General features: G+C 71.8%; 23 protein-coding genes, 2 tRNA genes and 1 pseudogene. 14 read left to right on the forward strand and 12 right to left on the reverse strand.

The annotated features are described in order from the left end of the window. Positions 1–94, reverse strand: a pseudogene (locus tag ABZV78_RS18995) (flavodoxin-dependent (E)-4-hydroxy-3-methylbut-2-enyl-diphosphate synthase); the annotation flags it as partial. Between the two features lie 31 nt (positions 95–125). Then, entirely contained in the window at positions 126–503 is a 378-nt protein-coding gene (locus tag ABZV78_RS19000; RefSeq protein WP_355640215.1) for a hypothetical protein, read from the reverse strand. A 286-nt stretch (positions 504–789) separates the two neighbouring features. Here ABZV78_RS19000 and ABZV78_RS19005 point away from each other — a divergent pair. The 4 genes from ABZV78_RS19005 (at position 790) to ABZV78_RS19020 (ending at position 4,641) form a co-directional block, all read left to right on the forward strand. Beyond that, a tRNA-Asn gene (locus tag ABZV78_RS19005) sits at positions 790–862 on the forward strand. Positions 863–1,017: 155 nt separating this feature from the next. Then, positions 1,018–3,138, forward strand: coding sequence for an MMPL family transporter (locus tag ABZV78_RS19010; RefSeq protein WP_355640217.1), 2,121 nt, complete (start codon positions 1,018–1,020; stop codon positions 3,136–3,138). Beyond that, the gene (locus ABZV78_RS19015) at positions 3,128–4,390 is read left to right on the forward strand and encodes an NAD(P)/FAD-dependent oxidoreductase (protein WP_355640219.1); all 1,263 of its coding nucleotides are present in this window, start codon (positions 3,128–3,130) and stop codon (positions 4,388–4,390) included. Before ABZV78_RS19010 ends, ABZV78_RS19015 begins: the two co-directional genes overlap by 11 nt. 174 nt (positions 4,391–4,564) lie before the next feature. Continuing rightward, positions 4,565–4,641: transfer RNA gene (locus tag ABZV78_RS19020), tRNA-Ile, on the forward strand. Positions 4,642–4,823: 182 nt separating this feature from the next. Here ABZV78_RS19020 and ABZV78_RS19025 read toward each other — a convergent pair. Next, complete coding sequence (locus ABZV78_RS19025) at positions 4,824–5,594, reverse strand: alpha/beta hydrolase (protein ID WP_355640221.1); 771 nt, start codon at positions 5,592–5,594, stop codon at positions 4,824–4,826. Between the two features lie 194 nt (positions 5,595–5,788). After that, on the reverse strand, positions 5,789–5,998 hold the full coding sequence (locus ABZV78_RS19030; RefSeq protein WP_355640223.1) for a hypothetical protein: 210 nt from the start codon (positions 5,996–5,998) through the stop codon (positions 5,789–5,791). Positions 5,999–6,215: 217 nt separating this feature from the next. Here ABZV78_RS19030 and ABZV78_RS19035 point away from each other — a divergent pair, with 217 nt between their 5' ends. Next, complete coding sequence (locus tag ABZV78_RS19035; protein ID WP_355640224.1) at positions 6,216–6,428, forward strand: hypothetical protein; 213 nt, start codon at positions 6,216–6,218, stop codon at positions 6,426–6,428. 123 nt (positions 6,429–6,551) lie between these two features. Here ABZV78_RS19035 and ABZV78_RS19040 read toward each other — a convergent pair whose 3' ends face one another. Beyond that, positions 6,552–7,118, reverse strand: coding sequence for an NUDIX domain-containing protein (locus ABZV78_RS19040; RefSeq protein ID WP_355640226.1), 567 nt, complete (start codon positions 7,116–7,118; stop codon positions 6,552–6,554). A 541-nt stretch (positions 7,119–7,659) separates the two neighbouring features. On the opposite strand from ABZV78_RS19040, the gene ABZV78_RS19045 reads away from it, so the two are divergent. Together ABZV78_RS19045 and ABZV78_RS19050 are read left to right on the forward strand one after the other, a co-directional pair. Further along, complete coding sequence (locus ABZV78_RS19045; RefSeq protein ID WP_355640228.1) at positions 7,660–8,163, forward strand: hypothetical protein; 504 nt, start codon at positions 7,660–7,662, stop codon at positions 8,161–8,163. Positions 8,164–8,292: 129 nt separating this feature from the next. Further along, the gene (locus tag ABZV78_RS19050; RefSeq protein ID WP_355640293.1) at positions 8,293–8,643 is read left to right on the forward strand and encodes a DoxX family protein; all 351 of its coding nucleotides are present in this window, start codon (positions 8,293–8,295) and stop codon (positions 8,641–8,643) included. Positions 8,644–8,659: 16 nt separating this feature from the next. Here ABZV78_RS19050 and ABZV78_RS19055 read toward each other — a convergent pair whose 3' ends face one another. Beyond that, a complete protein-coding gene (locus ABZV78_RS19055) occupies positions 8,660–9,016 on the reverse strand; it encodes a VOC family protein (protein WP_355640230.1) in 357 nt (118 codons plus the stop codon). A gap of 52 nt (positions 9,017–9,068) precedes the next feature. Here ABZV78_RS19055 and ABZV78_RS19060 point away from each other — a divergent pair, with 52 nt between their 5' ends. From ABZV78_RS19060 to ABZV78_RS19075, 4 genes are read left to right on the forward strand one after another with little or no spacing between them, the layout of a single operon-like run. Beyond that, complete coding sequence (locus ABZV78_RS19060; protein WP_355640232.1) at positions 9,069–9,512, forward strand: DUF5990 family protein; 444 nt, start codon at positions 9,069–9,071, stop codon at positions 9,510–9,512. A gap of 12 nt (positions 9,513–9,524) precedes the next feature. Beyond that, positions 9,525–10,205 (forward strand): class I SAM-dependent methyltransferase, encoded by a 681-nt coding sequence (locus tag ABZV78_RS19065; protein ID WP_355640234.1) that lies wholly within the window; start codon positions 9,525–9,527, stop codon positions 10,203–10,205. A 4-nt stretch (positions 10,206–10,209) separates the two neighbouring features. Continuing rightward, positions 10,210–10,824, forward strand: coding sequence for a nucleotidyltransferase family protein (locus tag ABZV78_RS19070; RefSeq protein ID WP_355640236.1), 615 nt, complete (start codon positions 10,210–10,212; stop codon positions 10,822–10,824). Positions 10,825–10,883: 59 nt separating this feature from the next. Beyond that, entirely contained in the window at positions 10,884–11,273 is a 390-nt protein-coding gene (locus tag ABZV78_RS19075) for a hypothetical protein (protein ID WP_355640238.1), read from the forward strand. Positions 11,274–11,312: 39 nt separating this feature from the next. Here the strand turns inward: ABZV78_RS19075 and ABZV78_RS19080 are convergent, their stop codons facing one another. The 3 genes from ABZV78_RS19080 to ABZV78_RS19090 all read right to left on the reverse strand — a co-directional run bounded on the left by ABZV78_RS19080 (position 11,313) and on the right by ABZV78_RS19090 (position 14,423). Next, complete coding sequence (locus ABZV78_RS19080; RefSeq protein WP_355640240.1) at positions 11,313–12,194, reverse strand: glycine betaine ABC transporter substrate-binding protein; 882 nt, start codon at positions 12,192–12,194, stop codon at positions 11,313–11,315. 79 nt (positions 12,195–12,273) lie between these two features. After that, the gene (locus ABZV78_RS19085; RefSeq protein WP_355640241.1) at positions 12,274–13,167 is read right to left on the reverse strand and encodes an ABC transporter permease subunit; all 894 of its coding nucleotides are present in this window, start codon (positions 13,165–13,167) and stop codon (positions 12,274–12,276) included. After that, complete coding sequence (locus tag ABZV78_RS19090) at positions 13,164–14,423, reverse strand: glycine betaine/L-proline ABC transporter ATP-binding protein (RefSeq protein WP_355640243.1); 1,260 nt, start codon at positions 14,421–14,423, stop codon at positions 13,164–13,166. Before ABZV78_RS19090 ends, ABZV78_RS19085 begins: the two co-directional genes overlap by 4 nt. Before the next feature lie 475 nt (positions 14,424–14,898). On the opposite strand from ABZV78_RS19090, the gene ABZV78_RS19095 reads away from it, so the two are divergent. Then, on the forward strand, positions 14,899–15,519 hold the full coding sequence (locus tag ABZV78_RS19095) for a biliverdin-producing heme oxygenase (protein WP_355640245.1): 621 nt from the start codon (positions 14,899–14,901) through the stop codon (positions 15,517–15,519). 54 nt (positions 15,520–15,573) lie between these two features. On the opposite strand, the gene ABZV78_RS19100 is transcribed toward ABZV78_RS19095, so the two are convergent. Next, positions 15,574–16,155: a helix-turn-helix domain-containing protein gene (locus ABZV78_RS19100; protein ID WP_355640247.1), complete on the reverse strand. Its 582-nt coding sequence runs from the start codon at positions 16,153–16,155 to the stop codon at positions 15,574–15,576. Positions 16,156–16,225: 70 nt separating this feature from the next. Here ABZV78_RS19100 and ABZV78_RS19105 point away from each other — a divergent pair, with 70 nt between their 5' ends. After that, on the forward strand, positions 16,226–17,428 hold the full coding sequence (locus ABZV78_RS19105) for an FAD-dependent monooxygenase (RefSeq protein WP_355640249.1): 1,203 nt from the start codon (positions 16,226–16,228) through the stop codon (positions 17,426–17,428). Between the two features lie 6 nt (positions 17,429–17,434). Here the strand turns inward: ABZV78_RS19105 and ABZV78_RS19110 are convergent, their stop codons facing one another. Then, positions 17,435–17,962 carry an SRPBCC family protein gene (locus tag ABZV78_RS19110; protein ID WP_355640251.1) on the reverse strand — a complete coding sequence of 176 codons (528 nt, stop codon included), beginning with the start codon at positions 17,960–17,962 and terminating at the stop codon, positions 17,435–17,437. 2 nt (positions 17,963–17,964) lie between these two features. Next, on the reverse strand, positions 17,965–18,273 hold the full coding sequence (locus ABZV78_RS19115) for a metalloregulator ArsR/SmtB family transcription factor (RefSeq protein WP_355640253.1): 309 nt from the start codon (positions 18,271–18,273) through the stop codon (positions 17,965–17,967). An 87-nt stretch (positions 18,274–18,360) separates the two neighbouring features. On the opposite strand from ABZV78_RS19115, the gene ABZV78_RS19120 reads away from it, so the two are divergent. Beyond that, positions 18,361–19,290 (forward strand): LLM class F420-dependent oxidoreductase, encoded by a 930-nt coding sequence (locus tag ABZV78_RS19120; RefSeq protein WP_355640255.1) that lies wholly within the window; start codon positions 18,361–18,363, stop codon positions 19,288–19,290. The last annotated feature ends 7 nt before the right edge of the window (positions 19,291–19,297 follow it).

Below are 19,297 nucleotides of genomic sequence, written 5' to 3' on the forward strand. Positions count from 1 at the left end.
CCTGGCCCTTGACGAAGATCTGGCCCTTGCCGTTGCCGGAGGCGACACCCAGGTCGGCCTCGCGGGCCTCGCCCGGGCCGTTCACCACGCAGCCCGATGGCGACCGGCCCGCTGCCCGGTTGGCGTCAGAGGTTGTTGCTCGTGCCGGACGACCGAGTGCTCGTGGTCGACGAGCCGGTCGAGCCCGTGCCGGACGAGCCGGACTTGGCGCCGACGGTCGCCGGCGTGCCGGCGAACGGCTTGTCGGCCTCGGTCAGCCCCTGCTTGCTGCCGTTGCCGGTGCCCAGCTTCTCGCCGAGCTTGGTCTGCCCCAGCTTGTCCTTGCCCTCCGAGTAGAGCCGGGTCGCCTGGGCCTGCGCGACACCCGCCGCCTCCTGGACGGTCGGGTGGTCGAGCACCTTGCGGCCCCGGACCACCAGTTCCTCGTACTTCTCCCGGCCGGCACGGGCGCCCAGGACGAATCCCGCAGCCAGCCCGCCAAGAAACATGATCTTTCCGCGCATGGCGGCTCCTTCCGTACCTGACGCGCCGCCGATCCCGACCGGGTGGCCCCGGCGGGAGCGAGCTTCTCGCGCCTGTGTCCTCTGTCGGCGGCTAACTACCCATCCTGCTCTCCGCTCATACCTCCCTGTGCCGAGATGGCGATTTGTCCGGTATTCTGAGCGGGTTCCGGAGGCCGCCACCGGGCGGGGGAACCGGGGTTAACCCCCTGGCGCACCACCCCCCGTTGTCCTGTACTCTTGTCCCCGTCGCACGGCGCGGAGAGATCCGCAGCCGGGTGATCTACGGTCCCCCGTAGCTCAATTGGCAGAGCAGCCGGCTGTTAACCGGCAGGTTTTTGGTTCGAGTCCAAACGGGGGAGCTCCGCTCCACGCAGCGCCCGTCGGCCCACGCCGACGGGCGTTTCTCGTGCTGGCGGTTTCCGCCCCCGGGTGCCGGTTCGCCCGGCAGGATGGTCGATGTCGACTTAGACTCCCGCTGCGTCGATTTCTGCGTCGATTCGAGGGTGGGCTGGAGATGGCCGGAGGGCGGAGCCGCTGGAGCGCGACGCTGATCGCGGTCGTCGTGGTGCTCGGCTGGCTGGTCGTCGGCGGCATCGCCGGGCCCTACTCCGGGAAGCTCGGCGACGTCGCCACCAACGACAACGCCTCCTTCCTCCCCGCCGACGCCGAGGCGACCCGGGCGCAGGACCTCGCCGCCGGCTTCGTGGACCGGGAGACCACCCCGGCGCTCGTCGTGTACGAGCGCACCTCCGGCATCACCCCCGCCGACCAGCAGCGGGTCCAGGCCGACGCGGCCCGCTTCGCCCAGCTGCCGGGCGTGGTCGGTCCGCTGCCGCCGCCGATCGTCAGCGAGGACCGGCAGGCCGTGCAGGTGGTCGTGCCGATCGACGCGGCCGAGGGCGAACAGATCGGCGCGGTGGTCGACCGGCTGCGGGAGATCGCCGGCGCCGACCGGGACGGGCTGACCGTGGACGTGGCCGGCCCGGCGGGCCTGCTCGCCGACCTGATCGAGGTGTTCACCGCCATCGACGGGCCGCTGCTGCTGGTCACGCTGGTCGTGGTGCTGGTCATCCTGCTGATCGTCTACCGCAGCCCGGTGCTCTGGGTCTTTCCCCTGCTCGCCGCCGGGATGTCCTACTCGCTGGCCGCGCTCTTCGTCTACTTCCTCGCGAAGAACGACGTCATCAAGCTCAACGGGCAGGCCCAGGGCATCCTCACCGTGCTCGTCTTCGGCGCCGGCACCGACTACGCGCTGCTGCTCATCGCCCGTTACCGCGAGGAACTGCACCGGCACGAACGGCCCTGGCACGCCATGCGGGCCGCCTGGAAGGGCGCCGCTCCGGCGATCATCGCGTCCGGCGCCACCGTCATCGTCAGCCTGCTCTGCCTGCTGCTGTCCAGCCTCAACTCCAACCGGGCGCTCGGCCCGGTGAGCGCCGTCGGCATCGCCGCCACCCTGCTGGTGATGCTCACCTTTCTCCCCGCCCTGCTGCTGCTCGGCGGGCGGTGGGCGTTCTGGCCCCGGCGGCCCCGGTACGACCACGCCGACCCGCGGACCGAGCACGGCATCTGGGGCCGGATCGCCGGCTTCGTGGCGCGCCGCGCGCGTACCGTCTGGATCGTCACCGCGGTGGCGCTCGCCGCGCTCGCCGTCGGGGTGACCCAGCTCGGCGCCACCACCCTCGGCCAGTCCGACCTGTTCACCCAGCGCACCGACTCGGTGGCCGGCCAGGAGGTGATCGCCCGCCACTACCCGGCCGGCACCGGCAGCCCGGCCACCATCTTCACCAATCAGGCCGCCGCGCAGCACGTCACCCAGGTGGCGCAGGGCGTACCCGGGGTGTCGTCGGTCCGCCCGTTCAGCCGTCAGGGACCGGCCGGGCCGCCCGAGGTGATCGACGGGCGGGTGCAGTTGCAGGCCACCCTCGCCGACCCGCCGGACAGCGACGCCGCCGAACGCGCCATCCGCGAGCTGCGGGTCGCGGTGCACCGGGTGCCCGGCGCGGACGGGGTGGTCGGCGGCTTCACCGCCATCAACGTGGACACCGCCGACGCCTCCACCCGGGACCGCAACGTCATCATCCCGGTGGTGCTGCTGGTCATCGCGGTCATCCTGGCCGTGCTGCTGCGGGCCCTGCTCGCCCCGGTGCTGCTGATCGCCACCGTGGTGCTGTCGTTCCTGGCCACGCTCGGCCTCTGCGCGCTGATCTTCAGGTACGTCTTCGACTTCCCCGGGGTCGACCAGTCGTTCCCGCTGTTCGCGTTCGTCTTCCTGGTCGCCCTCGGCATCGACTACAACATCTTCCTGATGAGCCGGGTCCGCGAGGAGTCGGTCCGGCGCGGCACCCGAGCCGGAGTGCTCACCGGCCTGGCGGTCACCGGCGGCGTGATCACCTCCGCCGGCATCGTGCTCGCCGCCACCTTCTCCGCGCTCGCCGTGCTGCCGCTGGTGGTCCTCGTCGAACTGGGCGTGGCGGTCGCCGTCGGGGTGCTGCTCGACACCATCGTGGTCCGCTCGCTGCTGGTGCCCGCGCTCGCGTACGACATCGGGCCGAAAGTCTGGTGGCCCGGCCGGCTGTCCCGGACCAACCGGAACGGCGACCGGGCCGGAGCGGAGGTGGCGGGTGCCCGCTGACACCGACGTGGTCATCGTCGGCGGCGGCCTGGCCGGCCTCGCCGCCGCCCGCCGGCTGCACCGCGCCGGCGTGCCCTGGCGGCTGCTGGAAGCCGCCGACCGGCTCGGCGGCCGGGTCGCCACCGACGAGGTCGACGGCTACCTGCTGGACCGTGGCTTCCAGGTGCTCAACACGGCGTACCCACGACTCGGCGGTCTGGTCGACCTCGGCGCCCTCGACCTCGGCTGGTTCACCCCCGGGGTGCTGGTCCGCCGCGGCGACCGGCTGGACCGCCTGGTGAACCCGCTGCGCGACCCCGCCGGCGTGCCCGGCACGGTCGCCGCGGGCGTCGGGTCGCTGGTCGACCGGCTGCGCTTCGCCGCACTCGCCACCGGCTGCGCCACCCTGCCGGTCGGCCGGCTGCTCAACGCGCCCGAGACCACCACGGAGGCCTCGCTGCGCCGGGCCGGGCTCTCCCACGCGTTCATCGAGGAACTGCTCCGGCCGTTTCTCTCCGGCGTGCTGCTCGACCGCGAGCTGGCCACCTCCAGCCACGTGCTGGCCGTCCTGCTGCGCGCGTTCGCCCGCGGCCGGATCGGGTTGCCCGCCGGAGGCATGGCCGCGCTGCCCGCGGCCGTCGCCGGCCCGCTGCCCGCCGAGCTGATCGACCTGGACACCCCGGTGGCCGAGGTCGGGCCGGGCCGGGTCCGCACCGCGGCCGGCGACCTCGCCTGCCGCGCCGTCGTGGTCGCCGTCGACCCGCCCGCGGCGGCCACCCTGCTGCCCCGGCTCCAAGGGGTACGCATGCACAGCTACACGACCTACTACCACAGCACCGACACCCCGCCGCTGGCCGAGCCGATCCTGCTCCTCGACGGGGAACGGCGGGAACTGGTCGCCAACACCGTGGTGGTCAGCAACGCCGCGCCCACGTACGCGCCCGCCGGCAGGCACCTGGTGGCCACCTCGGTGGTCGGCCCGCAGGCCCCGCCCGAGCCGCTGGTCCGCCGCGAGCTGGACCGCCTCTACGGCCGCCCCACCGCCGACTGGACCCACGTCGCCACCGTCTCCGTGCCGGACGCGCTGCCCGCCGCGCCGCCGCCGCAGGGCCGGCTGCGCAAGCCGGTCGCGCTCGGCGACGGTCTCTTCGTCGCCGGCGACCACCGGGACAGCCCGTCCATCCAGGGGGCCCTCGCGAGTGGCTGGCGGGCCGCCGGCGCGGTGCTCGCGGAGCTGCGCGGCACGGGTTCAGCGGGACCGCCGCCACCCTGACGGATCTCCGGCGGTGACCGGCCGCGGTTGTGCTCCGGCCCACGCCTGCGCCACCGACGGATCCGCTGCGCGCTGTTATCCTCGCGTTGCCCATCGTGCCGGCCAGATCATCAAGCCGACCCGACGGGTGATGGCCGGTGATCCGCCGAGCGGGTTACGATCCGGCGCGGTAGCGGGGCGGTAGCTCAGCGGGTTAGAGCAGGGGACTCATAATCCCTCGGTCGCGGGTTCGAGTCCCGCCCGCCCCACCAGCGCGAATGCCCAGCTCAGCCATGCTGCCGAGCACACGGACGGACGGCGTCAAGATCCGGACCGACGCCGCCGGTCCGCCGCCACGGATCGCCTCGCCGGGCACCACAAGGGCTGGAAGGTCTACAACTGCCCGACGAGGAGATCCGCCTCAAGAGCTTCCGATCCTCATATGCGCCGCTCTTCAGGCGGGGCTGCGGGGATCCTGATGGATGTTGCGGTTGTCGACGAGCTTCCTGAGTTTGTTGCCGAACGCCTCAGGCGCTTCGAGCATCACCATGTGGCCGGACTGAGATATCTCGGTGTAGCTGGCCGCCGCGGTCAGCGCCCATGCGGGCACGCTCCACCCGGGGCGCGACCGCTCGCCGGCGACGAGGTGGACCGGCGTGTGTTCGAAGACGTCCCGTAGCAGCGGTTCGTATCCGGCCGCGCCGGTGAACTCGACGACGGCTTGCGCCATTGCCCGCACGGTGGTTGCCGGCTGGTAGGCGAGCGCCTCAGCAGCCGATCGAAGGTGTTCTTCAGTCGGCTCGACGCCCCCGTCCCGGAGCCACCGCGCTGGGTCGGCGCGGTCGGCTTCCAGCAGGTCGGATACCTCGGCGGGCGACATACGGGCAAGCTGCGCCGACCAGAAGGCGTCAGCGAGGGTGAAGTTCCCCTCGACGTTGATAACCGACGCCACCCGGTGCGGGAAGCGGTGCGCGAACACCATGGCGATGATCCCGCCTACGGAATGCCCGACGACGTGAACCCGGGTGTCGGGGACGGTGCGGTCGGTGATGGCGCGCACATATTCGATCTGGGCCTCGATGGTGATGCCGGCTGGGTCAGCGTCGGCTTCGGTTCCGTAGCCCAGCAGGTCGGGGCAGACAACGGTGGCGGGCCTCAGCAACGAAATCGTACGGGCGTCGGCGAGGGGGCCAATGAGGCCATGCAACAAGACGAATGGCAGCATGGGAGATCATCGTATGCCGTGCGCCTACACGAGGATCGTCCTCCTGTGCAGCCACGGCACCCAGGCCATCAGGGGCCAGTAGTCGTGGCGCGCAGCGGTCACGAGAGGCAACCTGACCGGCCTCCGGCCGCAGGCGCTTCGGGCATCACGACCGGTTGAGCGCGCTCTTCCAAACTGACGGTGAGCGACTCGAATCAGCGATACGGCAGGGCGTACCAGCCGCCGACCTGAACTTCTCGCAGTTCGCCCAGGCTCGAAAGGTAGGAGCATGCCGTACGCAGTTCCTCCACCACGGGGCGGGAGTCCGACTGTTCGTCGAGGAACCATTTGATTCGCCAGGCGTCGAATGCCTCGACACCGTCGACCAGGTCAACGTCGACCTCCCGGCCTCGCTGATCGGTCATCCGACAGCCAGCGCCGTGAACCGAGTACTCGATACCCGTGCTCGACCTGCCCTCCCGAGGCAGCGTTCGCGTATGCCTCACTGCCACCATCAGGTCCGAGACACAACCAAAATCCGGGTAGGCGTCGAGTAAGCGCGACCGAATGCGCTCCAGAGCGGCGGCGTAGCGCCGCCCGTCGCGCGCCCGATGGGACGGCGCCGTCAGGTAGGTTGCCGCTGTGTCTGCACCCGGCCCGCCAGAGATCCTGTACGAGGCCGTCCTAATGCGGGACGACGAAGACGGCATCGTGTACCAGGCCGGCGCGTTCACTACCGAGGCCGAGGCGCAGAAGGTCCTGGACATCTGGCAGGCCGAAGGCCGGACGGAGCCAATGGCTATCAACCTTGTCCCTGTCTACCGGAGCGCGGAGGACTGGGACGCCGATCGCTGAACGCCGGCCGGAAAATCAACCGGCCGAGCGTGCGCTGCCCACGGCCACCGGCGGCGACCGGTCCGCATCCCAGTCCGCGAGGGGGCGACGAACGGCGGGGGAACCGGGCGGACGGCGTCAAGATCAGGACCGGCGCCGCCGGTCCGCACCGGCCCGAAGCAGCTCTGACAAGTCTGTCTGGTCCCACCGTCTGCTTGACGAATCCGTCCCAGCACATGCACGACAGTCGGCCTTGGTTCCTCGGTCGTCCTGGTTACAGTCGGTGACATCTGTGTGCCTGCGGTCGCACTCAAACTCAGGCAGAGAACGAACCAATGCCGCCAAGACGCCATGCACGAGGGGAAGGCCGCCCAGCTCGCTGATCCCGACCCAGGCGATGTCGTCATGCTCGTCAGGTGCACGGTTGGTCGGAGAGCCAGCCCAGTCTCCAATTTGCCAGACGCCCACGTGAACGGCGTCCTCACCACTGCCGGCATGCAAGACGCCCAAGCGTGAAGCGGACTCCGCCACAATGTGAACACCGAGCTCCTCGTGCATCTCACGCGCGAGGGCTTGTAGTTCCGACTCACCCGCTTCGACCTGCCCCCCGGGCAGATCCCAGACATCTGGGTATACCCGTTTGGTCGGCCTGCGGTGTACTAGCAGGACCGCGCCGTTTTCAACGAGTGCGCCTGTGACGACGACATCCATGACGGGATTAGAGCACAGGGATAGGACAAGCTCGCTCCAGCCAAAGGGGACACCCAGACGTCCGGATCTGCCGAGATCCGATCGCTACGGGGCGTGGCGGCCCATCGCCGGCGGTTCGGCCATGCCGCGGTGCGCGCCCGTGTCGCGGACCGTGAAGGCCTCCGCGGCGCCCTTTGAGGATCATGTCGGGCGGCTCCCTCGCTCCGGTAGGTGGCACCATCTGCGGCGCTAGCAGTCATCTCCGTCCTTCCGAAATGACGGTGCGGTCACCGCTCACGGCCGGCCGTCAAAGAGCACCCGGCGTGATGTCGTGCCCGCCTGCTACGGTGCGGCACAGTTGGCCGGTCAGAGCAACCCCCTGTGGGACAGCGCGGCTACGGGGGGCGGGCACTGGTAGGTCCCCGGAATGATCCCGGGACTGAATATCGGACACCGCGACCCGCCCCCCGTCACGCGCACCACGAGCCCGAGGTGAGCGGTCCCATCTCGTCCGCAAGAGGTCGACGGATGGCGGGGGAGTGGCGGCGGGAAGGGGCGAGCCATGAGCCTTCGCAAACGGGTCTGGATCGCCGTCGCATGCGCTTCGGTCGGCTCGTTGATGCTAGGGCTGCTCGGCTGCCTGGGGGCGCTGGCACTGCTGCTGCCCGACAGCCCGAAGCATGCCCGCGAGTATCTGAGCCAGGTGCAGGTGGACCCCGCGTACCGCCGAGTGGGTGTGGGCGGTCAGGGAAACTGCAACTGCAATCTCGAGTACATCTATGTCGGCCCGAGCCGCATCGAACCGAGGCAGGTCTTCTCAGGCCCTGCGCTCACCCTGCAGCCCACCGATGGATCCTTCGCGGTCTGGGATCGGCTCCTGGAGGGTGAAGGAGCCAGCGAGGCGAGCGGTCAATGCCGGGTGGTGGTGTACCGGTACCAGCGTGACCGCGAGCCCCACGACGAATGGAACCTCACGGAGCTACCCGCCGACGAGCGTGCGCTCGTGGCGTCTGGCCGTCTGGCGGTCCTCTCCCTGTACGCCTCATGCGAGCGCGACTACGGCTGACGGGCGAGCTGAACGACACGCCGATCGGTGCTGGACGGAATCCATCAACCTGGCTCGCGCCAGAGTTCACCGCCCGTCACATCCAGAGGGGCTGGCCCGTCCTTGGCGAACAACCACAAGGGAGAGATCTTGTTCGCCGCTTATGTCACGGTCACCATCCTCGCCGCGGTCTTCAACGGCATCGCCGCCGTCACCTACCTGATCGGCCATGATTATCCGAAGGCCCAGGCGGACATGAAGCGCGTGCCACGATCGTGGGTGCCGGTCCTGGGCATGTTGCTGGCGGCGGGCTCGTTGGGGCTGCTGGCCGGGTTCGCCGTGCCACTGCTGGGGACACTCGCCGCCGGCGGCCTCGTGCTGTACTTCGTCGGCGCGCTCCTCGCGCACCTGCGAGTGGGTTCCCGCCAGCTCGTCGGATGGGCCGTCTTCTTCACCACCGCGGTGGCCGCACTGGCCGTGAACCTGAGCTACCACTGGTGACCCGTGGCGACGGCCGTCAGCCGTGGTACTCGACCAGGCAGAACTCGTGGTCCTCCGGGTCGGCCATGACGACCACCACGCCCTCCGCGTAGTCGTGCCGCTCACCGGTGAACCGGCCACCGAGCTCGACGACCGTCGCCGTGGCTTCGTCGATGTCGGTGACGGAGATGTCGAGGTGGATGCGCACCTTGCCCGTTGGGGGCTCGGGCACTGGCTGGAACACCAGCCGCGGCTGCGGGTCACCTCGCTCGCCGAGGTAGACCCAGCCTTCCTCCGACGGGCCGGGCTCGCGATCGAGCAGGGTGCTCCAGAATCGGGCCACCCGCTCGGGGTCGAGGCAGTCGATCGTGACACCGGACCAGACGTTTGCCATGCGCCGATCCTGACAGAGCAGATCCGTCGGTGGCCCGTCCTAGAGTCGGGGGATGCTGATCCGGATCGAGGGCAGCGACCTGCCGGGGCGGCGCGCCGGTGCCGAGGCGGACCTGCTGCGGCTCCGCAACGTGCACGTGGGGATGCAGCGCAAGGCCGAGGTGGTCGACCGGATACCGGCCGACGCGGTGGAAGCGGCCTGGCAGGTCGAGATCACCAGCCGCGAGGTGGACGGGCTGCTCGACGTCGGCGGGCCGTGGGTGCACGGGCGGGTCGGGGCACGGTTCCTCTACCTCAGCTGGGGTGCCGTGACGGACGGCCGGTTCGAGATGTTCCGCCGGGCGAAGCTCATGTTCGGCGACATTCCGACCGAGCTGCTCCGTGCCGGGCACGAACGAACCGGTGTGCTGGTCGGCCGGCTCCGGTTGACCGGCGCCGACGGCGGGCCGCTCTGCGCCCGGGTCCGGCCGCCCGCGATCAGCTGGACGCTGAGGTGAAGGAGGAAGGCCATGTCGAGGTCCCAGACCCCCTCCGCCGCGTGGAACGAGGAGTACCGACGCGGCCGGTACGTCGACGAGCCGCCCGTGGCCTTCGTCGACGACATCCTCGCGGCCGCCACCAGGGAGGGCATCCGCTCCGGCCTCTACGTCGGCTGCGGCAACGGCCGGAATCTCCTGCCCCTGGTCGACGGCGGGATCGACGTCCTCGGCCTGGACGTCTCCGACGAGGCGGTCCGTCAGCTCGCCCGACGCCGGCCCGACCGGGCGGATCGGCTCCGGCACGGCGACCTGGAGTCCCTGCCGGCCGGCCGAACCTGGCCACTCCTGGTTGGGATCCAGGTGTTCCAGCACGGCGACCGCGAGCAGGCGCACCGGCACGTGCGCGCCGCGCAGCGGCGGGTCGAGCCCGGCGGCCTGTTGTGCGTCCGGGTCAACGCGACTGGCACCGACGTGTGGCCGGCGCACGAGGTCACCGAGCGCGGTCCGCACGGAGGGTTCACCGTCCGCTACACCGCGGGAGCGAAGAGCGGGCTGGACATCCACTTCTTCAGCGGGGAGGAACTCCAGCAGTTGTTCGAAGGTTGGCCCGCGCTGCTCGCGCTCCGACCTGACCGCACCGAACGCACACCACCCGCTCCGGGGCAGTGGACCCAGTGGGAAGCGATCTGGCAGCGACCGGCCCGTCGGTGACCGCATGCATGATCGGACGCGGATAGAGACCACTGAGCCGAGCGGCCCCCGGACAGCCGAGCTGGCCGAGGTGATCGCGGCGTGTCCGTGGCTTCTCGACGTGCTGGCGGTCGTGCGGGAGGCGGGTCTACCGGACGCCTGGGTGGGGGCGGGTGTCCTGCGGGACCTGGTCTGGGGCCGGCGGTATGGCGGCGGCTTCGACCCGCGGGACGTTCGGGACGTCGACGTCGCGTACTTCGACCCCGGCGATCTCACCCGGAGCGGTGACGGCACGGCGACCGAGCTGCTCCGACGCCACGATCCGGCGATCCCGTGGGAGGCGACAAACCAGGCCGCGGTGCACATCTGGTACGAGAGCGTGTTCGGCGCCGGTCCCGTCGACGCGCTCCGCTCGGTGGCGGAGGCGGTGGCCAGTTGGCCCGAGACCGCAACCTGTGTGGCGGTGCGTCTCGACGCTGGCGGGACGCTGCACGTCTGTGCCCCGCTCGGGCTGGACGATCTGCTCGACGGGGTATGGCGGCGCAACCGGCGGCGGGTGACGCTCGCGCTGTCCCGCGCCCGCCTCGCGCGCCACGAGCCGGGCAGACGATGGCCGGGGGTGCGCATCCTGCCGCCGTAGCGGCCACCCGAGTACGGATGCTCATCCGCGCGGCGCCGCCACCCGGCAGGATCGGGGCCGTGACGAAGAGGACGCGTACCCTGCTCGGCGGTCTGCTCCTGGCGGCCGCGACGGTCGGTGCCTGGTGGGCCTGGCTGGGCTGGGAATCGGGCTACACGGTCGATCCGCAGACCGGCGCGACGAGCGGCCCGTACGCGGTATGGCAGGTGGCCGGCGCCGTATTGACCCTGATCGTGATCGCCGCCGTGGGCGGCTGGTTCTGGAGCCCGTGGCTGGTGGCGCCGGTGATGACGGTGGCCTTCACCGCGGCCTGGGCGGCGCGGGCCGCGTCGACGGACGACACCGGGCTCTGGGCGGTGGGGGCGGCGCTGGTCGCCATCGGCACCGCCATCGGGGCGACGGTGGTCAGCGCCGGCGCCGGCTGGCTGCGCCGGCGGCGCCCGCGATGACAGCGGGGCCCGCCGGGCGGCCGGCGGGCCCCGTCCAGGTCAGGCGAGCGTCTTCAGGTAGTCGGGGTTGGCCTTGAGCCACTCCTCGACGGCCTTCTCCTCGTCGCCCTTGTGGGTGTTGAACATGAGGTCCTCCAGGGACCCGAGCTGCTGGCCGTCCATCTTGAACTTGGCCAGCATCGAGGTGACCTCGGGGAAGTCCTTGCCGAAGCCCTTGCGGCCGAAGGTGTTGATCTGCTCGGCCTGGCCGAGGGTGCCCTTCGGGTCGGCCAGGTCCTTGAGCTCGTACTTGGCGTAGGCCCAGTGCGGGTGCCAGAGGGTGACCACGATCGGCTTCTGGTCGGCGATCGCGCCGTCGAGCGCGGCGAGCATGGCCGGGGTGGAGGAGGTCTTGAGCTTCATGGCGCCGTCCAGGCCGTAGCCGGGGAGCACCTTCTCCTGGGTGGCCTTGGTGAGGCCGGCGCCCGGCTCGATGCCGGTCAGTTGCCCGCCGAAGGTGCCGGCCCTGGCGGCCAGGTCGTCCAGGGAGTCGACGCCCTCGACGTACTTCGGCACCGCGATGCTCAGGCTGGCGTCGTCGTGCCAGACGCCGAGCTTCTCCAGCTTGTCGCCGTACTTCTCGAGGTAGGAGGCGTGGGTCTGGGGCAGCCAGCCGTCCAGGAACAGGTCGATGTCGCCGCCGGCGAGACCGCCGTAGACGAGGCCGGCCTCCAGGTTCTTGAGCTGGACCCGGTAGCCCTTCTCCTCCAGGATGTGCTGCCACAGGTGGGAGGCGGCGATCGCCTCGTCCCAGGCCATGTAGCCGATGGTGATCTTCTTGCCGTTGCCGGCGCCGTTCGACTCGGCGGTGCAGGCCGCGCCGGCCAGCGCCAGGGTGGCGGTCACCGCGAGCGCGAGGATGCGCTTCATGGTCGTGAACACAGGGTTGTCCTTCCGGTTGCGGAACGGGCCGGCGGACCCGCGTACGCGGGAACAGGGGTGCCGGCGCGGAGGGCGACGGTCAGGCGGCCTGGCGCGCGAGGCGCTGGGCCCGCGCGGAGGGGAACCGGTCGCCCACGGAGTCGGTGAGCCGGTCGAGCACCACGGCGAGGACCACGACGGCGATCCCGCCCTCGAAGCCGCTGCCCACCTCGACCTGGGAGAGCGCGAACATGATCACGTCGCCGAGGCCGCCGGCGCCGACCATGCCGGCGATGACCACCATGGACAGGGCCAGCATGATCACCTGGTTGACCCCGGTCATGATGGTCGGCAGGGCCAGCGGCAGCTTGGTACGCAGCAGCACCATCCACGGCGGCGCGCCGAACGACTCGGCGGCCTGCACGATCTCCTTGTCGACCTGGCGCAGGCCGAGCTCGGTCAGGCGTACGCCGGGCGGCATGCTGAAGACCAGCGTGGCCAGCACGCCGGGCACGGTGCCGATGCCGAAGAAGAAGATCGCCGGGATCAGGTAGACGAACGCCGGCATGGTCTGCATGAGGTCCAGCACCGGCCGGGCCACCGTGGACGCGCGCTTGTTCTCCGCGACGAAGACGCCCAGCGGGATCGCCAGCAGCAGGGCGAGCACGCTGGCCACGAGCACCTGCGCGAGGGTGCTCATGGTCTCCTCCCAGTAGGGCATCCCGGCCACCAGGCCGAGGCCCACGGCGGTGCCGAGGCCGAACTTCCAGCCGCGCAGCCACCAGCCGAGCGCGGCCAGGACCGCCACGACCGCCACCGCCGGCACGCCGGTGAGCAGCTGGTCGAGCGGGCGGACCAGGGCGTCGACCACGGTCGCGACCGTGTCGAAGAACGGGCCGAGGGTGCGGGTGGCCCAGTCGACGGCGGACTCCGTCCAGGCGCCCAGCGGCACCCGGGGCAGCCCGGCGTCGAGCGGCGATTCGAGGCTGCTCACGCCGCCCCCTCCTTCCCGCCGGCGAGTTCCAGCTCGGCCGGCGTGCTCTCGTCGACCGGGGACGTCTCGTCAGGCATGCTGCTGGCCAGCGCGCTGAGCAGGGTGATCCGCGGGATCACCCCGGCCAGCCGGCCCCGGTCGTCCAGCACGGCCACCGGGTGCTGGCTCTCCGCGCAGTCGGCGAAGAGGTCGGCCACCGCGGTGTCCTCGGTGACCGTGCGGACCCGCTCGGTGGAGACGTACCCGTCGAGGTTGGGCCGGCCCTCGCGCAGCGCGCGCAGCACCTCGTCCTCGGTGACCGTGCCGAGGAACGCCTTCATCGGCCCCGTCACATACACCACCGAGGTCTGGCTCTCACGCAGTGCCTTGGCAGCCACCCGGGGACCGGCGTTGACGTCCAGCACGTGGTGCGGCTTCTCCATCACCGATGCGGCGGTGAGGATCCGGGTCCGGTCCACGTCGGCCACGAACTGCGCCACGTAGCCGTTGGCCGGGTCGGTGAGGATCTCCTCGGCGGTGCCGATCTGCACGATCCGGCCGTCCCGCATCACCGCGATCCGGTCGCCGAGGCGCATCGCCTCGTTGAGGTCGTGGGTGATGAAGATGATGGTCTTGCCCAGCTCGGCCTGGAGCTCCAGGAGCTGGTCCTGGATCTCCCGGCGGATGAGCGGGTCGAGCGCCGAGAACGCCTCGTCCATCAGCAGGATGTCGGTGCCGGCCGCGAGCGCGCGGGCCAGCCCGACCCGCTGCCGCATGCCGCCGGACAGGTCGTGGGGCAGCTTGTCCGCCCACTCCGTCAGGCCGACCATGCGCAGCGCCTCCAGGGCACGCTCGCGCCGCTCGGCCTTCGGCAGGCCGGCGACCTCCAGCGCGTACCCGGCGTTCTCCAGCACCGTCCGGTGCGGCATCAGTGCGAAGTGCTGGAAGACCATGCTGATCTTCTCGCGCCGCAGCTTGCGCAGCGCGGCCGGCTTGAGCGTGGTCAGTTCGACGCCGTCGACCCGCACGCTGCCCTTCGTGGGGCGGAGCAGGCCGTTGAGCATCCGGATGAGGGTGGACTTGCCGGAGCCGGACAGGCCCATCACGACGAAGATCTCGCCGGGGCGTACCTCGAAGTTCGCGTCGATCACGGCGGCCGTGGCCGGGAGCCCGGCGAGGGCCTCCGCGCGCGGCGCGCCACCCGCGAGGCGCCTCATCGCCTCGTCGGTCCGGCTACCGAATATTTTGTAGAGCGACTTCACCGCGAGCGCGGGCACGATTCCCTCTCCGATGAAAACCGCTGGCGGTACGCCATCGGTGGCCATCTTCGCGTCTCGTCCGTCGATATCAGCATCGGTCACATTCAGCGGGCCACAAGGGGCCGGCTGGAAACCTACCGACGTCATCGCGGCAAAGCCAATCGAGACTGCGGGGAATGTGGATCTGCGCACAGATATTCGTTGCCGAATTCGGTCGGCCGGGCCGAGGTGGGAAGGCTTCCCCGCGGCGTCCACGCTGGTGGTTCGTGGTCGAACGGGCGGTTCAGGCCGTTCTTAGACCGCCCTGCGTGGGGCGGAACCATTCGTCCTCGAATTCGACGCCGGCAATGGAGAGGCGTCACGCTCGACCATTTTCGACCCGCCCGCCGGTCGCCATATCAGATCGGTGACAACGCATCGTCGCCACCCCCTGCCGCCATCCGTGGGAGCGGGTCGATGCGTATCCGCTGCCGGCGGCGGGCATACTTGCCGGATGCCTGAGCACGCGCGGCCGGAGATGGTGTCGACGATGCTGGCCGCGTTGCGGACCGGCACCCGCGACCACCATCTGGCGTTGGAACGCGACCTGGACCTGCCCGGCCGGATCCGGACCCGGGCCGACCTGGCCGCCGTGCTCGCCGCGCTGCGTGCCGCGTGGGCCCCGCTGGAACGCGACCTCGCCGCCGCGGACTGGGCCGGGCTGCGGCTCGACCCCCGGCTCGGCGCGGCGACCGACCTGCTCGACGCCGACCTGGCCGCCCTCGACACCGCGCCGCCGGCGCCCATGGAAGAGCCGGACGCCGGCGTCCGGTTCGACACCCCGGCCCGGGCGGTCGGCGGCCGGTACGTGCTGCTCGGCAGCGCGCTGGGCGGCAGCGTGATCGCCCCGGTGGTGGAGCGGCGGCTCGGTCTCGCCGAGGGCGAGGCGACCGCGTTCTTCCGCCGCAGCGGCCGGGCGCCGGGGCGGGACTGGCGGGACTTCCGGATCGCGCTGGCCGCCCGCGACTGGTCCGCGGCCGAGTTGGCCGAGGCGGCCGAGGCGGCCCGGGAGACCTTCATCTTCGTCGGCCGGACCGCCGCGCCGATGATCGCCGCCCACCACCGCGCGGCCTGACCGCGGCCGGTCCGCCCAGGCCGAGCCCCGCGGGACCGCCGAGGCGGGCCTCGGTCAGCCCTGGCGGAACTCGGCGCTGAGGACCCGCAGCGCCCGGGTCAGCTCCCGCGCGGAGGGCGCCGCGTCCGGGTCGACCAGCCACTGGGCCGCGACGCCGCCGATCAGCGCCTGGTGGAAGGCGCCGAGGGCGAGCGCGGTCGACTCGTCGAGGGCCGGATCGAGCCGGTGGAAGACCTGGGCCAGCCCGAGCCGGGCCTGACGGGTGACCCCGGCGAACGCCTCCCGCAGCTCGGGTGCGCGGTCCAGCTGCGCGATCAGCTCGAACTGGACGGCCCAGAGCGGCCGTAGCCGGGCGAACGACTCGATGATCCGCTCCCACGCCGCCTCGAAGCGCTGCTCGGGCGTGGCCTCCGGTCCGGCGTCCTCGGCGAGGGCGCGTGCCAGCTCTTCGCCCCACTCCGCCATGGCCTCCACGAGCGCCTCGTTGAGCAGCGCTTTCGTGGTGCGGAAGTGGTAGCCGATGGCGGCCAGGCTGGTGCCGGCGGCGCCGGCCACGTCCCGGGCCGTGGTGGCCGCGTAGCCCTTCTCCATCAGGCAGCGCTTGGCCCCGGCGAGCAGGTCCTCCCGATTTCCCATGCCGTCAGCCTAGCGGATTCCTTGAACAAGTGTCTTGCACAAACGTCTAACACGCTTGTACCGTCGTGGCATGACTGATGTGCTGATCTCCGGCGCCGGTGTCGCCGGCCCCACGCTCGCCTGGTGGCTGCGCCGCCACGGCTTCCGGCCGACCGTCGTCGAGCGCGCCCCGGCGCTGCGCGACGGGGGCTACAAGGTGGACGTCCGGGGCGCGGCGCTGACCGTGCTGGACCGGATGGGCCTGCGCGAGCAGGTGCGCCGGCGCGACACCGGGATGCGGCTGGCCCGCTTCGTGGACGCGTCCGGCGCCCAACTGGCCACCATGGACGCCGCGCTCTTCGGCGGCCGGGAGGGCGACGACGTCGAGTTGATGCGCGGCGATCTCGCCCGGCTGCTCGTCGAGGCCACCGGCGACGTGGAATACCTCTTCGGCGACTCGATCTCCGCGCTGCGCCCGGCCGCCGACGGGGTGGACGTGACCTTCGCCGGGGGCGGGCGCCGCCGCTTCGACCTGGTGGTCGGCGCCGACGGGCTGCACTCGACGGTACGCAGGCTGGCGTTCGGCCCCGCCGCGGCGCACCTGCGCCCGCTCGGGCACCACATCGCGATCTGCACGGTCCCGGCCGAGTTCGGCGAGGAGCGGGTCGAGCTCATGCACCCGGCGCCGGGCCGGAGCGTCGGGGTCTACCGCACCGCCGGCGCGCCGGACGCCCGGGCGCTGTTCCTCTTCCCCTCGCCCGCCGAGGAGCCCGACCACCGGGACCTGCCCGCCCAGCGGGCGGCGCTGGCCCGGGCGTTCGGCGGGGCCGGCTGGCGGGTGCCCGCGCTGCTCGCCGCCGCCGACGCACCGGACTTCTACTTCGCCCCGATGAGCCAGGTGCGGATGGAGCGCTGGTCCACCGGCCGGATCGGACTCGTCGGCGACGCCGGTTACGGCCCGTCGCCGGCCTCGGGGCAGGGCACCAGCCTCGGAATCGTCGGCGCGTACGTGCTGGCCACCTCGCTGGCCGAGGCCGGTGGGGATCCGGTGGCCGGGTTCGCCGGTTACGAGCGGCGGATGCGCCCGTTCGTGACCGCGAACCAGCAGTTGGCCGAGCGCAACCTCAAGGGGATGGTGCTCTCCTCGGCCGCGCAGATCCGGTTCCAGACGCTGATGCTGCGGCTCATGCCGCGCCTGCCCGGGCGGGAGCGGATGATCCGCCGGGTCACCGAGCCGATCCGCCGGGCGGCCACCGCGATCACCCTGCCGGACGCCCCGGCCGGCGCGCGCTGAGGCCGGTCAGTCGTCCAGGCGCTCGGCGTACGCGGCGCGCAGCTCGTCCCAGCCGAACTCCTTGGCCTCGGCGCCCCGGATCGGGCCGACCGGGTCGCCGTCGAGCAGGTGGCCGGCGACGTCGAGGCAGAGGTGCCAGCCGGCGGCCATGCTCGCGCCCAGCGCGCGGTCGTCGAAGCGGTGCCGCAGGGTCAGCCGGGTGCCGGTCTCGGTGCCGGCCAGTTCCCAGCGCAGCAGGCCGTCGCCCCAGGTGTATTCGAGCAGGGTGGGCGGCTCCGCGCGCCGCACGGTGGCCGGGGCGGGCCAGCTCCGGTCGCCGTCGACGGTGTCGAGCGTGACCGGCCCGGGGGTGCCCAGGTCACGGTCGGCCAGGAAGGGCGCCCACTGGGCGAGCCGGTCCGGCTCGGTGAGGGCGGCCCACACCTTCTCCGGTGGGTGCCGCAGGTCGCGGACGAGGACGAGATCCCACCGGTCGCCGGCCGGCGCCCAGGCCACGTCGGCGAGTGGGCCGGGCCGGAAGCTGTCGCGCTCCATGGTCACTCCTGACTGTCGAGATGGCGTTCCAGGGCGTCGAGGTGCTCCGACCACATCCGCCGGTACGGCCCGAGCCAGTCGTCCACGTCGCGCAGCGGGCCGACGTCGAGCCGGTAGATCCGCTGCTGGGCGGCGGTGCGGCAGCTGACCAGGCCGGCCTCGCGCAGCACCTTGAGGTGCTTCGAGACGGCCGGTTGGCTCATGCCGAGCGCGTCCACGAGGTCACCGACGCTGCTCTCCGCCCGGCGGAGCCGGTCGAGGATGCGGCGTCGGGTGGGCTCGGCCAGCACGGCGAAGGCGTCCCCGGACACGCCCTCAATATGCCCCACGGTTCATATGCCTGTCAAGGAATACGATGCGCGGGCACGGCGGGCCGACCCGCTTCCTATGCTCGGGGCATGGAACTGCGGATCTTCACCGAACCCCAGCAGGGCGCCGGCTACGACCAGCTGCTCGACGTGGCCCGCCGCGCGGAGGAGACGGGCTTCGGCGCCTTCTTCCGCTCCGACCACTACCTGAAGATGGGCTCGGTGAGCGGCGAGCCCGGCCCGACCGACGCCTGGACCACCCTGGCCGGCCTGGCCCGGGACACCAAACGGATCCGGCTCGGCACCCTGATGACCGCGGCCACCTTCCGGCTCCCCGGGCCGCTGGCCATCACCGTCGCCCAGGTCGACCAGATGAGCGGCGGCCGGGTCGAGCTGGGCATCGGCACCGGCTGGTACGCCGAGGAGCACGCCGCGTACGGCATCCCGTTCCCGCCGCTGGGGGAGCGGTTCGACCGGCTGGAGGAGCAGCTCGCGGTCATCACCGGGCTCTGGGAGACGCCGGCCGGGGAGACCTTCGACTTCCCCGGCAAGTACTACCCGGTCAGCGACTCTCCGGCGCTGCCCAAGCCGGTCCAGCAGCCGCGCCCGCCGATCCTGCTCGGCGGCATGGGCCCGAAGCGGACGCCCCGCCTCGCGGCCCGGTACGCCGACGAGTTCAACCTGCCGTTCGCCTCGGTCGAGGACTCGGCGGCGCAGTTCCAGCGGGTGACGGACGCCTGCGCCGAGATCGGCCGGGACCCGTCGACCATGACCTGGTCCAACGCCCTCGTGCTCTGCTGCGGCCGGGACGAGGCCGAGGTGGCCCGGCGCGCCGCGGCGATCGGCCGGGAGCCCGCCGAGCTGCGCGCCAACGGGGCCGCCGGCACCCCCGCCGAGGTCGTCGACAAGCTCGGCCGGTACGCGGAGATCGGCAGCGAGCGGGTCTATCTCCAGGTGCTCGACCTGGCCGATCTGGACCACCTGGAGCTGGTCGCCGCCGAGGTGATGCGGCAGGTCTGAGCCGGTC

The sequence above is a fragment of the Micromonospora sp. NPDC004540 genome (genome assembly GCF_040610095.1).
Taxonomy (GTDB): Bacteria; Actinomycetota; Actinomycetes; order Mycobacteriales; family Micromonosporaceae; genus Micromonospora.

What these genes read in the sequence shown, in the direction of transcription:
- ABZV78_RS19000 (WP_355640215.1), bottom strand. Translation starts at nt 503, where the DNA reads ATGCGCGGAAAGATCATGTTTCTTGGCGGGCTGGCTGCGGGATTCGTC.
- ABZV78_RS19010 (WP_355640217.1), top strand. Translation starts at nt 1,018, where the DNA reads ATGGCCGGAGGGCGGAGCCGCTGGAGCGCGACGCTGATCGCGGTCGTC.
- ABZV78_RS19025 (WP_355640221.1), bottom strand. Translation starts at nt 5,594, where the DNA reads ATGCTGCCATTCGTCTTGTTGCATGGCCTCATTGGCCCCCTCGCCGAC.
- ABZV78_RS19030 (WP_355640223.1), bottom strand. Translation starts at nt 5,998, where the DNA reads ATGACCGATCAGCGAGGCCGGGAGGTCGACGTTGACCTGGTCGACGGT.
- ABZV78_RS19040 (WP_355640226.1), bottom strand. Translation starts at nt 7,118, where the DNA reads ATGGATGTCGTCGTCACAGGCGCACTCGTTGAAAACGGCGCGGTCCTG.
- ABZV78_RS19045 (WP_355640228.1), top strand. Translation starts at nt 7,660, where the DNA reads ATGAGCCTTCGCAAACGGGTCTGGATCGCCGTCGCATGCGCTTCGGTC.
- ABZV78_RS19055 (WP_355640230.1), bottom strand. Translation starts at nt 9,016, where the DNA reads ATGGCAAACGTCTGGTCCGGTGTCACGATCGACTGCCTCGACCCCGAG.
- ABZV78_RS19060 (WP_355640232.1), top strand. Translation starts at nt 9,069, where the DNA reads ATGCTGATCCGGATCGAGGGCAGCGACCTGCCGGGGCGGCGCGCCGGT.
- ABZV78_RS19065 (WP_355640234.1), top strand. Translation starts at nt 9,525, where the DNA reads ATGTCGAGGTCCCAGACCCCCTCCGCCGCGTGGAACGAGGAGTACCGA.
- ABZV78_RS19070 (WP_355640236.1), top strand. Translation starts at nt 10,210, where the DNA reads ATGCATGATCGGACGCGGATAGAGACCACTGAGCCGAGCGGCCCCCGG.
- ABZV78_RS19095 (WP_355640245.1), top strand. Translation starts at nt 14,899, where the DNA reads ATGCCTGAGCACGCGCGGCCGGAGATGGTGTCGACGATGCTGGCCGCG.
- ABZV78_RS19100 (WP_355640247.1), bottom strand. Translation starts at nt 16,155, where the DNA reads ATGGGAAATCGGGAGGACCTGCTCGCCGGGGCCAAGCGCTGCCTGATG.
- ABZV78_RS19105 (WP_355640249.1), top strand. Translation starts at nt 16,226, where the DNA reads ATGACTGATGTGCTGATCTCCGGCGCCGGTGTCGCCGGCCCCACGCTC.
- ABZV78_RS19110 (WP_355640251.1), bottom strand. Translation starts at nt 17,962, where the DNA reads ATGGAGCGCGACAGCTTCCGGCCCGGCCCACTCGCCGACGTGGCCTGG.
- ABZV78_RS19120 (WP_355640255.1), top strand. Translation starts at nt 18,361, where the DNA reads ATGGAACTGCGGATCTTCACCGAACCCCAGCAGGGCGCCGGCTACGAC.